At 52.1% G+C, this 14,411-nt stretch carries 12 protein-coding genes and 1 tRNA gene; 4 read left to right on the forward strand and 9 right to left on the reverse strand.

What is annotated here, in order from left to right:
* Positions 1–991: 991 nt before the first annotated feature.
* Together B157_RS0119350 and B157_RS0119355 are read right to left on the reverse strand one after the other, a co-directional pair.
* Positions 992–1,075: transfer RNA gene (locus B157_RS0119350), tRNA-Thr, on the reverse strand.
* Positions 1,076–1,168: 93 nt separating this feature from the next.
* The gene (locus B157_RS0119355; RefSeq protein WP_020604960.1) at positions 1,169–3,769 is read right to left on the reverse strand and encodes a DUF349 domain-containing protein; all 2,601 of its coding nucleotides are present in this window, start codon (positions 3,767–3,769) and stop codon (positions 1,169–1,171) included.
* A gap of 84 nt (positions 3,770–3,853) precedes the next feature.
* On the opposite strand from B157_RS0119355, the gene pdxH reads away from it, so the two are divergent.
* The 3 genes from pdxH (at position 3,854) to B157_RS0119370 (ending at position 6,492) form a co-directional block, all read left to right on the forward strand.
* Entirely contained in the window at positions 3,854–4,495 is a 642-nt protein-coding gene (gene pdxH / locus B157_RS0119360; protein WP_020604961.1) for a pyridoxamine 5'-phosphate oxidase, read from the forward strand.
* Between the two features lie 164 nt (positions 4,496–4,659).
* Positions 4,660–6,222 carry an MFS transporter gene (locus B157_RS0119365; RefSeq protein ID WP_020604962.1) on the forward strand — a complete coding sequence of 521 codons (1,563 nt, stop codon included), beginning with the start codon at positions 4,660–4,662 and terminating at the stop codon, positions 6,220–6,222.
* A gap of 48 nt (positions 6,223–6,270) precedes the next feature.
* Positions 6,271–6,492, forward strand: coding sequence for a DUF6814 family protein (locus B157_RS0119370; RefSeq protein WP_020604963.1), 222 nt, complete (start codon positions 6,271–6,273; stop codon positions 6,490–6,492).
* A gap of 128 nt (positions 6,493–6,620) precedes the next feature.
* On the opposite strand, the gene B157_RS0119375 is transcribed toward B157_RS0119370, so the two are convergent.
* The 7 genes from B157_RS0119375 to B157_RS0119405 form a co-directional block, all read right to left on the reverse strand.
* Positions 6,621–7,022, reverse strand: a complete 402-nt coding sequence (locus tag B157_RS0119375; protein WP_020604964.1) for a hypothetical protein — start codon at positions 7,020–7,022, stop codon at positions 6,621–6,623.
* A gap of 100 nt (positions 7,023–7,122) precedes the next feature.
* On the reverse strand, positions 7,123–8,370 hold the full coding sequence (locus B157_RS0119380) for an MFS transporter (RefSeq protein ID WP_020604965.1): 1,248 nt from the start codon (positions 8,368–8,370) through the stop codon (positions 7,123–7,125).
* Positions 8,371–8,391: 21 nt separating this feature from the next.
* Positions 8,392–9,663, reverse strand: coding sequence for an MFS transporter (locus tag B157_RS0119385; RefSeq protein WP_020604966.1), 1,272 nt, complete (start codon positions 9,661–9,663; stop codon positions 8,392–8,394).
* An 87-nt stretch (positions 9,664–9,750) separates the two neighbouring features.
* Positions 9,751–10,545, reverse strand: a complete 795-nt coding sequence (locus B157_RS0119390) for a sialate O-acetylesterase (protein ID WP_020604967.1) — start codon at positions 10,543–10,545, stop codon at positions 9,751–9,753.
* 90 nt (positions 10,546–10,635) lie between these two features.
* On the reverse strand, positions 10,636–11,316 hold the full coding sequence (locus B157_RS0119395) for a thiamine diphosphokinase (RefSeq protein ID WP_020604968.1): 681 nt from the start codon (positions 11,314–11,316) through the stop codon (positions 10,636–10,638).
* A 67-nt stretch (positions 11,317–11,383) separates the two neighbouring features.
* Positions 11,384–12,148: a 3-deoxy-manno-octulosonate cytidylyltransferase gene (gene kdsB, locus B157_RS0119400; protein ID WP_020604969.1), complete on the reverse strand. Its 765-nt coding sequence runs from the start codon at positions 12,146–12,148 to the stop codon at positions 11,384–11,386.
* Positions 12,149–12,374: 226 nt separating this feature from the next.
* Positions 12,375–13,076, reverse strand: a complete 702-nt coding sequence (locus B157_RS0119405; RefSeq protein WP_020604970.1) for a phosphatase — start codon at positions 13,074–13,076, stop codon at positions 12,375–12,377.
* A gap of 410 nt (positions 13,077–13,486) precedes the next feature.
* Here B157_RS0119405 and miaA point away from each other — a divergent pair, with 410 nt between their 5' ends.
* Complete coding sequence (gene miaA / locus B157_RS0119410) at positions 13,487–14,383, forward strand: tRNA (adenosine(37)-N6)-dimethylallyltransferase MiaA (protein ID WP_157618510.1); 897 nt, start codon at positions 13,487–13,489, stop codon at positions 14,381–14,383.
* Positions 14,384–14,411 lie beyond the last annotated feature (28 nt).

The following is a 14,411-nucleotide window of genomic DNA, read 5'->3' on the forward strand; positions in this document are numbered from 1 at the left end:
AATAGAGCAGGTAGTCCCCCCTGTTGGTACCGACTAACCCAGTCATAAATGGTATTTTCCCGTCTTCGAACCAATAAGCCCTTATGGGCCACTTGTTTACCGGACTGGCCACCATGAATTTGGAGAATGGCACTAACTCGTTCTCGGACATAGGCTTTGGGGTGNGTTTTGAGGGCCTTTTGCAAGGCTTGTTGAGCGGACTGGTCAAGGGTGAGTTTAAGCATAGTGGTCGCCGTTTGTTAATGTACCACAGGTAAAGTCAGTTTCGGCGGTTAATTACTACAAATCAATTAGGCGAAGACTTTAGTTAAACGTTTTTCATACATGAACTTGGAAAGCCTACGATACTTTACTGAAAGTCGTCCTATATGAGTTTACAATTACCGACGCTCTTTAGTCGGCTTCAGCCGAGACCAAATCTATCGGCTTCGAGCCGATAGTAGTTTAATTACATCGGCCACTCATCGGCTCAGGGTCTTTCTGTTGAAGGTGCCGATGATCGGCCAACCCAGTCAACTACCAAAGCCCTCACCGATCTGCCCAGTCAGTCCGGCCGGTGGCGGTTTGTGTTTCTGAACAGTTGTTGCTCGCAGGCTGTTGCCAGCGCATTGTTGCAGGTTGGTGTCCTATTTGCGATAGGGACCAGTGTTGCCATTCAGGACTATCAGGCCGTACAGGTTGCAAAAAGGTTCTACACTATACTGAGTAATACATTTAATCTAACTCTATTGAAAAAGCATTCCGAGAAACGAAATACTCCTTCGATGGTAACGAGCAGAACCCGAAGCCGGTCAGAAACGGGGGGGCTTTATGACGCATGAGGAGGGCGATGCTACTACTTTTCCCTGACAGTTCTATTAGCGCGACGGCCTGACGGATACGCAGCAAGAATGACAGCTTATTCCGCCCCCGACCGTTGCCCCGCCTAATTACAAATTGGGCTTATAAAAAAAGCACTTACGCTGTAAACGTAAGTGCTTGCTAATCAATGAGCCAGTGGAGGGATTCGAACCCCCGACGCGCTTGCGCATCCTGATTACAAATCAGGCGGAATCGACCGCTATCCGACACTGGCAACTATTTCTGACCCGTTTCCGAATCGTGATGCAAAAGTAGTGGTTTTAGCACGTTTTCGCAAGTAGCCGCGTTTGCTTTTTCTATAAAAACTTTACGCCTGCTCTACCCGCAGCTGCTGCCGCAGATCGTCCAGTTGTTTTTCCGAATCAGCAATCTTCTTATCAATGTCGGCGCGGAGCTGATCGGCGTTCTTCGAGCGGGCGAAGAACTCAATGTTGTTGCGGTACGTAGCAATGTCGTTTTCGATGGCTGTAATGCGTCGACGAATGTCGCTTTCCCGCTTGCTGCCGCCACTGTCACGGTCATTCCGATACGAATCACGGTCGTAGCCACCATCCTGATAGCTGCCGCCATCCTGACGCCGGTCACCACGTCCCCGTTCCCGGGAGCCTCCGGATGGACGACGATCTGACCGTGGTCCACCATCCCCACGTCCCCGATCCCGGGAACCTCCCGAACGGGTAACTTCGGCTTCGCTCTGGAGCATGATTTGCTCTTTGTCCTTAGCCGGAATTTTACCCGTGGCGCTCACCAATGCATTCACGGCGTTGATATACCGCTTCTGGATAGGATCTTTGTCTTTTTTTGGTACAAAACCAATAGTGTTCCACTCTTTCTTGAACTCGTTCAACTGCGATAGATCGGCGTTGGCGGTAGCAGCGGCTTCGATGCGTTCGATAAGCGCAATCTTCTGCGTGAGGTTACCTTCAAATTCCCGCTCGGTTTCCTGATTTCTAGAGCGTTTCTTATCGAAGAAGGCATCACAGGCCGTTTTGAACCGGTCGAAAATAGTGTTCTTCTGCTTTTCAGGTACTTGCCCTACGTTCTTCCACTGACGCTGCAACTCAATAACCGTTTGTGTCGCTTCGGGCGATTCTTCGCCAGAGGCCAGGATTGCTTCGACCTGCTCACAGAGTTGTGTTTTGGCCCGCAGGTTCTCCTCCCGCTTGCTTTCCAGTTGCCGGAAAAACTCGCCTTTGTTATGGAAGAACGTTTTCAGGGCGGCCCAGAACTTCTTGCTCAGTTCTTTGCCTTCTTCGCGGGGCATGGGGCCTTTAATGGCGTTCCAGCGGTCCTGAAGGGACATAACTTCCTTCGTCTTATCATTCCAGTCGTTGATACTGTTAGACGAGAAAGAGGTAATGGGAATGAGTTCTTCGTAAATCGCCGACTTTTCTTCGTACAGTTGCGCCGATTCTTTACGCTGCTCGTTGGTCTGTCCCCGACGTTTGTCGTATAAAACATCCAGGGCCGCTTTCATCCGCCCCCACAGTACTTCCTGCTCCGCTTTGGGAGCGGGACCAATATGTTTGTACTCTTCAAAGAGGGCGTTGGCTTCGTCGATGGTTTGCCGGGTTACGGGCGTTTCCTCCGATGCTTTCGCCATGGCTTCGACCTTCTCGATTACGTCCGTTTTCAGGGTCGTATTCCGCTTGCGGTCAAGCTCCTTTAACTCAAAATAAATATTCCGGTTGCTGTAGTAACGATCAACCAGTGCGTGGTAAGTAGCCCAGAGCGTGGCATTGTGCGGGGAGTTCATATTGCCCGCCGATTTCCAGTCGTCCTGAATTTTCTTGAATTCGTTCCAGCTTACTTTAGGGTCACCCGCGTTATTTTCATCCGTTTCAACCAGGTCGCGCAGACGGGACAATAAATCGGTCTTCGACGCGAAATTTGTGTCTTTGGCCTTATCTAAATTCTGAAAATAGGTATTCTTCTGACTCTTGATCTGTTTGTATAGTTCGTCAAACTGGCCAACGGTTTCGTCGTATTTATAGTCGAAACCTTCTTCTGATTCTGTTTCGGCCACGTACAACTGAAGGGCGGCTTCGCGCTCGGCCCGCTTCATCTGGTCGAACAGGGGCTTTACTTCTTTCAGTATTTGATCCGCCTTTTTGAAATTACCGGGGGTAACAGACGGGGTACTGATAGCGGTTAACTGCGCCTGAAGCAGATCGACAAAATCCTGTTTCGAGTACTGGCTATAATCAACTTCCTGCTGGGCGTGGTGGTCATCTTCCGTTTCCGATACGTCGGCATACTGGGCCGTAACGTCTTCGCTGGCAACCGATGATGTGTCTCCCGATTCTGATGGGGACGACTCCGGCGAAGTGGTTGGAGAAACGATGGCTACCGGCTCTTCCGTTGTAGAAGGTGTGCCCTCATCAACCGATTCAAGGGGCGTATCCGCAACCGGTTCCTGAGTAAGCGGAGCGTCAGCAACCGGCTCATCGACAGATTGTTGGGCGACCGGACTCTGTTCCGTATCGTCCTCCGTGGTAGGGCTTGCCTCAGCGACTGGTTCCGCTTCCGGGGCCGCCGATGCAGCCGTTTCGGAGTTGGCATCCACTTCGGCAGCGGGTTGAGCTGCCTCATCCGACCCTGGTTCAGCGGGTGTAGCCGATACTTCCGGTACATCAGCCGAATCTACTTCTGCAGATACAGGGTCAGCCGGTACATCAGTTAACGATTCAGCGAGTGTACCGTCAACTGCCGGGTCTTCCGGTGTTTCTGCGCCTGGAGCAGTGGAGTCTTCTGCCAGTGGAGGCATCGTCTCAGCCTCCTCGATTGTTGGTGCGGGGGAAACTACAGCCGGAGTTGTAGCTTCTTCGGGAGTATGCGCAGCCAGAGGACCTTTAGCCGGATGAGTGGTTTCGGGTTGCTGGTTTATTTCCTGTTCTTCGTTTGCCATGTTGGGAACGTACCGATTACTTTTGCAAAAGTACGATAAAATGCGAAAAGTACTGTAGTTAAGCCGTTAAACACCACCTATACGATGCCATCTGACATTCGAGACCTGCGAAATGAGTATACACTGAGTGGTTTGGACATCACCGATGTGTTGCCCGACCCGATTGCCCAGTTCCGGCAGTGGTTCGATGCGGCCCTCCAGGCCAATGTTCCGGAACCTAATGCGATGCACGTCAGTACCGTCTCGGCCGGGGGGCGGCCTGATGGGCGAATAGTGCTTCTGAAAGACGTTTCCGATGCGGGTTTCGTCTTTTATACCAATTACGAAAGCCGAAAAGGGAAGGAGTTGACCAGCCACCCGTTTGCGGCCCTTACCTTTTTCTATCCCGAACTGGAGCGGCAGATACGTATTGAAGGTACGGTCGAGAAAGTGAGTTCCGACGAATCGGACGGGTATTTTACCAGTCGCCCGCGAAGCAGCCAGCTTGGGGCCTGGGTGTCGCACCAGAGTGCGGTAATCGATGGTCGGGAGGTGCTGGAGAATCGGCAGCGGGAACTGGAAATGAGGTTTGCGGGGCAAGCTGTCCCGCGCCCGCCGTACTGGGGTGGTTTCTGCGTGGAGCCCGATGCCATCGAGTTCTGGCAGGGGCGACCCAGCCGCCTGCACGACCGGATCCGGTATCGAAAAGAAGGAGGAGCGTGGCTAATCGAACGCTTGTCGCCGTAATTAATGAGCGAATTAACAAATGAATGAATGAGTGAATAATACCCGATTTGGCGCTGTCATTCACTCATTCATTCAATGACTCATTCGCTCATTGACTGATTCACTACGGTAAAATTTGTGCGCCACGCTCTTTTGATGGCGCACATCTCTTTTCCGCTTCCTCTATGGCCGGCAATAAAGCCAACATGAAACAGGACGTTTCTACCCGTACATTGTTTAGTGTCATTTCGGCCTCATCGGTCGGAACCCTCATCGAATGGTATGATTTCTACATTTTTGGCAGTTTAGCCGCTATTCTGTCGACCCAGTTTTTTCCGCAGGATAATCCGACCGCAGCCTTGCTCTCCACGCTGGCTACGTTTGCGGCTGGCTTCATCGTTCGCCCGTTCGGTGCGCTGGTTTTTGGTCGCCTGGGCGATCTGGTAGGGCGTAAATACACGTTTCTGGTCACGCTGGTGCTCATGGGTGGTTCGACCTTTGCCATCGGATTGATTCCGGGCTACGCCACCATTGGGTTCTGGGCACCCCTGCTGGTTTTGCTCCTTCGTCTAGTACAGGGGCTGGCCCTGGGCGGGGAGTATGGCGGAGCGGCTACCTACGTGGCGGAGTATGCGCCTGAAGGCCGTCGGGGATACTACACCAGTTTTATCCAGACGACGGCTACCCTGGGGTTATTTGTATCCCTGGGGGTGATTCTGCTCACCCGCGAGTCATTGGGAACGGAAAAGTTTGCGGAATGGGGCTGGCGGGTGCCGTTTCTGTTGTCCATTTTTCTGGTGGCGGTTTCCATCGTCATTCGGATGCGGATGGCCGAATCTCCCCTGTTTTCTAAATTGAAAAGCGAGGGTAACCTCTCCAAAAATCCACTGGCGGAGAGTTTTGGTAAGAAACAAAATCTGAAAATAGTGCTGCTGGCTTTGTTTGGTGCTACAGCCGGGCAGGGCGTTATCTGGTACACGGGGCAGTTTTACGCTCTTTCGTTTATTCAGAAAGCCTGTAATGTAGAGTTTGTACAGTCGAACATTATCGTGGCGGTTGCGCTGTTGGCGGCTACGCCCTTTTTTATCATATTCGGTGGTTTATCGGACCGCATCGGGCGTAAGGGCATCATGCTGGCGGGTATGCTGCTGGGCGTGCTGACCTACCGGCCCATCTACGAAAAACTATATAGCCTAACGGATGTAGCCCAGAAACAGGAAATCACCGATGCCCGGACAATTGGCCGAAAACTGATGAAGCAGTCCAACGGCGACCTGTCAACAACCACGACAACCACGCATTTTTACCCGGATGGCCTGATTCAGAAAGACATCGAGAAAACGATTACGGCTGCTAAGTCGGGGGTAGTTAGCAAACCGGAGGTGAGTAAAGCCATGACGTTGCCCAATGCCAGTTTCTGGCTGATGGTTTTCCTGATTTTCATCCAGGTTATCTACGTCACGATGGTGTACGGTCCCATTGCGGCCTTTCTGGTCGAGTTGTTTCCGACCCGGATTCGCTACACGTCTATGTCCTTACCGTACCACATCGGCAACGGTATTTTTGGGGGGCTGACTCCGTTTATTGCTACGGCTCTGGTTGCTACGGCAACGAAAGCCAACGAACTGGTACCAGGGTCGGTCAATAAGCCTTATCTGGAAGGACTCTGGTACCCCATTCTGGTGGCCGGGGTATGTTTTTTGATTGGGTTGGTGTACCTCACAAACAAGAAGCGAGTCACTGACTAAAACCGCACCAAGGCTCTTATTCTTCTATTTTACAGTATTTTACCTGATATGGAATCCCTCAAAAAATACCTTGGCATTATCTGGATACTACTCGGCGTTTACGTCGGGTACGCCCAGATTACGGATAGCATTACCAAAATAGGCAGCGATAAACTCGAAGACCGCGTATTCGGCTGGATTATCCTGTGCGTACTGGTTCCCATTGTGGTTGGCGGACTCATTCTTTTCGGCAAATACGCGCTGGAAGGGGAATATAAAGACGGTAAATAGCGGTTATCAGGGAGTCATTTTATTGTCATTAAGTAGCCATTCGGTGGTCATTTCTTGTCATTGTTGTCGAATAGGCAACTGCCTACCCACCAATAGCAAGAAATGACCACGTAATGACAATAAAATGACTAGTTAATAGCGATGAGCCGGGTTGGCTCCTGTTTGGCGGGGGTGCCCAGTTGAAACGGAATTTCTTCTTTCTGAGTACCGGCTGTAATCTGGAACGTGTAGTTGCCATCGGGCAGTTGACTGATGTCGAACTGCTGACGACAGGCGTTTCGTTTGCTGCGCTTTCCTAATAAAATTTCCTGGTGTAACACGCCCCCATACTGGTCAAGCAGCACGAGGTTAACGGCACTTTCGGACTGATACTTCTCCAGAACTACCCAGAGTTTTGAGGCATCGACGGTAGGATAAACGGCTACACCGAAAACCTTTTTTTGCCCGTGATCATCAGTTGCCAGAACGGATGATGATAAGGCTACGGTCAAAAACAGGGCACTTACGAGTGATTTGATGGACGTTTTCATTGAGTTGACAGGATTAAAGTTTCAACGCAATGATGCGGATCGGGGCGCCTGCCGCTGTCGTTCTGGAGCAGCGGTTTCCCGAAATGATGAACGGTTCAGGCTACTCCACGAAGTCTAAATCGTTCCCGAACGTTTCTTCCGTCTGGCTGAGCGACCAGAAGCAAAGGCCATAGACGATAACACCTAAAAGACCGGCCGTTACCAGCGCTCCCACAGACGGTTTCAGCGCCTGGAAGAACAGCGTCATGGGAATGAGGGTGCCCCGTACCACGCTTGGCACTGAGGTAGTGGCTGTGTTGCGAAGATTGGTACCGTACGACTCAGCTACCATAGTCAGGTACATGGCAATATAGCCGGTACAAAAACCGATCAGCAAACAGATAGTGTATAATCCTTCGGCCGTATTAATGCCGCCGAACAGGTAAATGCCACTGAGAAACCCACTACACAGGAGTAAACCGGTAATGGCTTTTATCCGTGATCGAAGCCACTGGCTCAGTGGGCCGCTGAGCAGGTCGCCACCGGCCAGGCCTACGTAAATCAGCATAACGCACCGCCCCGGTTTTATGATGTCGGCAATACCCAGCGCCTGACCAAATTCATTGGCAAACGTAGCCAGAATGCCTACCACAAACCAGGTAGGCATCCCCAACGTAACGAAACGCAGGTACTTGAGGGCTTGTGGCCAGCTACTGACAAAATGCAGCAGATTCCCCCGACTCACCTCCCGGTGCTCGACCTTCATCCGACTGAATAATCCCGATTCGAACACACTGACACGCAGTAGTAAAAGTGCCAGGCCCAGGCCACCGCCTACCCAGAAGGCCATCCGCCAGTTGAAGTACTCGACCGTGAGGTAGGCTACCCCGGCCCCCAGGTAACCAATGCCCGCTACTACCGACGAACCGTAGCTTCGGAGCGCTTTTGGCAGGGTTTCGGCAACGAGTACCATGGCCGCACCAATCTCACCGGATAGCCCTACGCCTGCCAAAAAACGCAGGAAAGCATAGGTGTTTACGTCCTGTACAAAGCCACAGGCAATGTTGGTGAGCGAATAGGTAAGGATACTGCCAAACAGCACCGACATGCGACCCCGTTTGTCGCCCAGAATACCCCATAAAAAACCACCCAGCACCAGACCCGCCTGCTGAAAGTTCAGGATAAACGTACCCGCCTGCGAAACCTCCGCTTCGGTCATTCCCAGCGATTGCAGACTTGGCACCCGCACAATGCTGAATATCAGCATATCGTACACATCCACGAAAAAGCCCAGTGCCGACACAATAACCGGCAGGGCAAACAGGGGACGGTACGAAACGGGGTTCGGGGAAGGGGAGAGGGTTTGCATGACCGTTTGTCGGGATCGGGATTACTCCTCCAGGTAGTTCAAATCTTTGCCGTGCGTTTCAGCAATGGTCAGGATGGAGTAGAACCCGATGACAAAACTGAGCAAACCCACCACGGCTCCGGCATTGATTGGCGCCAATGATGGCTTCAGGTAGCCGTACAGACTGGTCATCAGAATAACCGTACCCCGCACCATATTCGGTATGGTGGTAGCGGCCGTAGCGCGGAGGTTGGTACCGAACTGCTCGGCCCCAATGGTAACGAACATGGCCCAGTAGCCAATACCAAACCCCAGAATCAGAGAGAGAACATAAAGAAACGTAGCACTTTGAACCCCGGCGTACAAATAAACCAGACTAAACACCAGTGAAATCAGCATGAGCAGGACAACAGCCTTTTTGCGCGATTCGAGCGCCTGGCTGATGAACCCACTGGCAAGATCGCCCACGGCCAGCCCGACGTAGCACCACATGATGGCCAGGCCCGGTTGAATTTCTTCGGTGATGCCCAGTGCCTTGCCAAACTCGTTGCTGAACGTAGCCAGAATGCCGATAACGAACCAGGTGGGTAGCCCGATGCCTATGCACCTCAGGTAACGGAAGAACCGTTCTGAATTGGTGAAAAATGAAAAGAAGTCACCCCGATTGACGTGCTTCTGAGTGGTGACATCGGTAAACATCCCCGACTCTACAACCCCTACCCGCAGGAGCAACAAGCCAAACCCCAAACCTCCCCCTACCAGAAACGCCATTTGCCAGTCGAATAACTGAACGGTGAAATAAGCGACCACAGCCCCAAAAAGACCAATACCGGCTACCAGAGAGGTGCCAATAGCCCGTTTCTCCTTCGGCAGAATTTCGCTGACAAGGGTGATACCCGCTCCCAGTTCACCCGCCAGCCCAATGCCCGCAATGAACCGCATCAGGGCGTAGTACGTCGTTGGGTCCATGAACGTGACCTGCTTGATAAATCCGCAGGCGATGTTGGCAATGGAATAGGTGATGATACTGCCAAACAAGACCGAAAGCCGCCCCCGTTTGTCGCCCAGAACGCCCCACAGGATGCCGCCCAGCAATAGGCCACCCATTTGCCAGTTGATGATGTTAGCCCCAACGGTCGAGATTTGTTCGGGTGTCAGGCCCAGGTCTTTCAGGCTGGGTACCCGAACAATACCAAACAGAAGCAGGTCGTAAATATCAACGAAATAACCCAGTGCGGCCACAATAACGGGCAGGCTGATTAAGCCAGCCGACTTGGACGTACGACTGGGGAAGGGAGCAGGTGAAACAGGCATTCGGCAATAAAAAAGATTAATAGGATTGGAATAATGTTGCAATAATACGAAATGGCCAAAGAATAGTGGGGGAAATAAATGTTGGCTTTACGGTTTAGTCCGTATTAATTTCTTCTGGATAAATACATCGGCATACCGCCGACCGAGGGTGCGGGCCGAAGCCGCATCGAAGTGGGTAGAATCTCCCTTGTCGGTTAGTTCTGACGACAGGACGCAGTAGGTATTCGGTATGTGTTGCGCGGCCTGCTGCAATGCGTCATTCACCGCTTTGGCGTCTGGATTGCGCTTCACGACAAAGTCGCCCAGCGTGCCCGCCACAAAAGGAACCGTGGAGGCATTCAACTCCTGACGAAGGCGCTGCACCAGTTCGGTTAGTTTTGCTTCGTATACGCCCGCTTTGTCCGGGCTGGAATCCGATTCGCCCTGGTGCCAGAGAATCCCCGCCAGCTGACCCTGTTCAAGCGCTTTTCTTGCCCGGCTCAGCATGTCATCATACGGGTGTGATTTTGTCGGCTCGTAATAAGCGCCCGGCTTCCAGACGTCGATGCCGGAGCCACCGACGGCGCAGGGAATCAAGCCAATGTTCATTTTGGGGTACCTGTCAGTCAGTTGTTTGGCAAACGCCAGCCCCGGCCCTACACCCACAATGGCTGGTTTATCGAAGTGCATCGGGTCTTTGGCCGCTACCCAGTTGAGGTCTTTGGTCAGCATCCAGATACGCGGATTGGTTTGCTCGTCTTCTGCTTCGGGAATGCCCCGCCCAGCCATATTCGACTGACCAATGAGCAAAAACAACCGTAGGTTGGGTGGTACATCCTGCCGGAAGGCAAATAGCGTGAATAAGCTGAAACCAACCAGAAAAGCATTGGTACTAATCTTCATACGATTTGATGGGAGTGCCCCATGGCGTTTATCCCGCTACCATAACGGCTTTACCTGTCATTTCTACCTGCTTTTTAGCGTAAAAAGACACTAATCCCAACATTCCATAACGAGCAAATCGCCGGTTTGGGCTTCTATCCGCACGAAGCCATCCTGCGCGGCTTCGTTGCTGCTGCTGGTAAAATGACCGAGGGTCAACGTTGCGTCCTGAAGGTCGTATTTTAACCCGGTTGATGAGTAGCCGGTTACGGTGCCAACGGGAATCAGCGAGAGGGGAGTGCCTGCTTCGTACCACTTCTCAAACCGCCCAACCAGTGGAAAAATCTTGGAATGATCGTCGATCATCACAATCCGAATCTGATTTTTATACCGGACAATGTTGGTCATGTTGGTCAACGTATGGTCGGCCCGGCGACCGGTGGCCCACACGATGTTGACCGCCGGGAAGCCCCGCTCAATCAGGTATTCGATGCCTTTATCGAGGTCGGTTTTATTCTGGTCGGGCGCATGAACAATGTCGAGGGGGTACTGTTGCGCCCGGATGGCATCCAGGTCAATACCCCCTCGACCAGCCGCAGCTTCATCAAAGTCGCCGAGCAGGACGTCTACTTTGATGCCTAAATCCAGCACCCGCCAGATGGCACTATCCAGCACCACCACCAGCGGATTCCACTCCAGCAACTGACCGAGCAACTCAAAGGAACAGGCTTCCCCGTTGGCTATCAGCAGGGCAGGTTCCTGTTTATCCCGGACAATATGGTGCGATGACATAATTCAGATTAGTATTTGCAGGTTGGCAATTGGGAGGGGACCACGAGTCGTTGTAGGTACACCGCCATCACCTGGATAAATCCATATCGTGGATTATTTTATCAATATCAGCTTGACTATCAACACTGGGCGTCTGGAAATTAGTAGGAACCAGTTTGATTCGATAGCCTGCTTCCAGCCACCTTAATTGCTCCAGCGACTCGGCCTGTTCGAGTGGAGAAGAGGAGAGTTGGGTTATTTGGTCGAGGATGTCGGCACGGTAGGCGTACAGGCCAACGTGCCGATGGTAGGCGTGGTGCCGATGCCATTGGTCGGGTTCAACGCCCCACAAGTAGGGTATAGCCGAACGGCTGAAATACAGGGCTTCATTTCGGGAGTTGATGGTGATCTTGGCTTCTTTGGGGTCGTGGAGCATAGCCGTCGAATCCACCGTTGCCATTTGCGTGGCCAGCTCTACCGTTCCGTCCAGAATGGCCGTTAGTTCGTCAATCTGGGCGGGGTCAATAAACGGCTCGTCGCCCTGTATGTTGATGATGTAATCCGTGTTACTGCCCGGTATTAATCCATCGGTAACCAGCCGGGCATACGCTTCCTGGCAACGGTCGGTGCCGCTGGGATGATCGGTGCGGGTCATTACAGCCATTTCTCCCAGTTTGCGAACTGCTTCAGCTATACGCTCATCATCCGTGGCAACAATAACTTTTGCCAGTGAAGTAGCCTGTTTTGCCTGTTCCAGTACCCGCTGAATCATGGATTTCCCCCCAATATCGGCCAGGGGTTTTCCGGGAAAACGGGTTGAGCCGTACCGGGCGGGAATAACACCGATTATCATGCGTGAGTAGTTTGTAGTTTGATGTTTTTTTGTAGTTCCCAAGTGCCTAAGCTTAACCGCAGAGAACGCTAAGGTAGGTTCGCAAAGGTCTCAAAGAAATTCGGTCAGCCACTTAGTGCTCTTTGCGGATTTGCCTTAGCGTTCTCTGCGGTTAGATTGAAAGGTTTAAACAGACAAAGCAACAATCCACCCAACGTTTGTACGGATGCTCCCTAACGGTCAGGATTTATTTCGGCTCCAGCCCATTTGGCCCTACTGTCCAGTACGTTGGTTCAACGGCCTGCCGCTGCTGGTAATAGTCGTTGTAAACGGGGTGATATCGGAGTCGTTCCTGCATCACGGCATCATACTGACCAAGCAGTCCCAGCAACAGTTCACAGCTTTCGCGCACGGCGAATTGACCGCTCTGGCTACCCGTCATGTAATCGACCAGGCCATTGTCCACAACGTACCGGGTAAACAGTGGATTCGCGTTCCGGCGAACCATGATGCGTACCCCCGCCACCTCCGATACGGATAAATCGAGCGCATCATCGAAGAAAAAAGCCACCTCGCCAGGTTGCAGATTATGCTGGTCGAGCAAGTGCTGGAGTACGTCAATCTTGTGTTTTGCCTGCGAATAACTGGCGTGAAAATGCTCCCGGCGCACCAGCGTTTCGGATTGGGTATTGGTAACGCCCGTAATAATAGCCGCTACGGGCAACTGCCTGTCCTGCTGTAGCCAAAGCCCAAACCGGAGCAGGTTTGTCCCCATCGAGTCGACTTCGCTGAACGAACTGCTGCCCGCTTCGGTCTTGATGCCGTCATTGAACACGCCATCCCAGTCGAACACGATAGCCCGAACGGCCCGCAACTTCTGGGTCAATGTATCAACGGGTGTAATAAACTGGCCGCCGAGGTCAGAAAAAATACGTTCAATATCAGTCATAAAAGAGGGCTGCTGCCGTAATGGTTTGCCAAAAGTAAGGAGAAGAAGGGGGTAATTTGAATCTCGTATTCCGTAAGAGGGCGATTTATTGATTTGACGTAAATAACCGCCGGATTGCGACCACCCCCAACCCCCTCCTAAAACAGGAGGGGGCTACGCTGAAGGGTTCCCTTTTTCAAGTCCCCTCCTGTTTTAGGAGGGGGTTGGGGGTGGTCAGCATGGGCGAAAAAGCGATTGTTGGTTCGGCGGTTAATTAATTCAAATCAATAAATCGCCCTCTTACGGAATACGAGATTCAAATTACCCCCTCACGGAATACGAGCTGATACGACAAACACCACCACAAACTGGTAAAGGCATGCCGTAAAATCCGTTATTTTGTGGCGGTTATCGTTCATTCAATCTGCCTGCTGTTGAAAATTCTGCTTGTTATTGCCGGCCCGACGGCCGTTGGGAAAACAGCTCTGTGCGTTCGGTTAGCCAAGACGCTGCAGACCGACGTTGTTTCTGCCGATTCCCGCCAGCTCTACCGCGAACTGACGATTGGTACGGCCAAGCCAACCCTGGAAGAGATGGAAGGGGTCCGGCATCATTTTATCAACTCCCATTCCATTACCGATCCTGTAAATGCCGGACGGTATGAACGGGAGTGCCTCGCCTTGCTGGATACGTTGTTTCAAACGAAGGACATTGTCATTCTATCCGGGGGGACAGGCCTGTATATCAATGCTGTATGTAATGGTCTGGATGATATGCCATTGGTAGACCCTGCGCTGCGGACACAGTTACTAACCCGATTGCAACAGGAGGGATTAGAGCCACTCCAGCAGGAATTGCGCCAACTGGACCCGGTTTATGCGCAATCGGCCGATTTGCAAAATCCAATCCGCGTCACGAGGGCACTGGAGGTTTGCCTGTCAACGGGACTGCCTTATTCGTCGTTTCGTCGCCAGCAAACCGTTGAGCGTTCTTTTCGGTCCATTATGGTGGCGCTCGACCGCCCACGACCGGAATTGTACGAGCGGATTGATACCCGCATGGATGCCATGCTACGGGCGGGCCTGGTGGAGGAAGCCCGTAGTCTGTTGCCTTATCGGAATCTGCCAGCCCTGCAAACCGTTGGCTATCAGGAAGTGTTTCCGTATCTGGATGCTCAGTATGATTACGAGGAAATGGTACGTCTGTTAAAGCGCAACTCCCGGCGCTACGCCAAACGGCAACTCACCTGGTTTCGAAACCAGAGTAACTACACCTGGGTGAGTCCCAATGACGAAGCAGAAATTGACAGAATGCTGGCTGACGTATGATGTACAGTCTCATGTATCATACGTCAGC

The sequence above is a fragment of the Spirosoma spitsbergense DSM 19989 genome (assembly GCF_000374085.1).
GTDB classification, from domain to species: domain Bacteria; phylum Bacteroidota; class Bacteroidia; order Cytophagales; family Spirosomataceae; genus Spirosoma; species Spirosoma spitsbergense.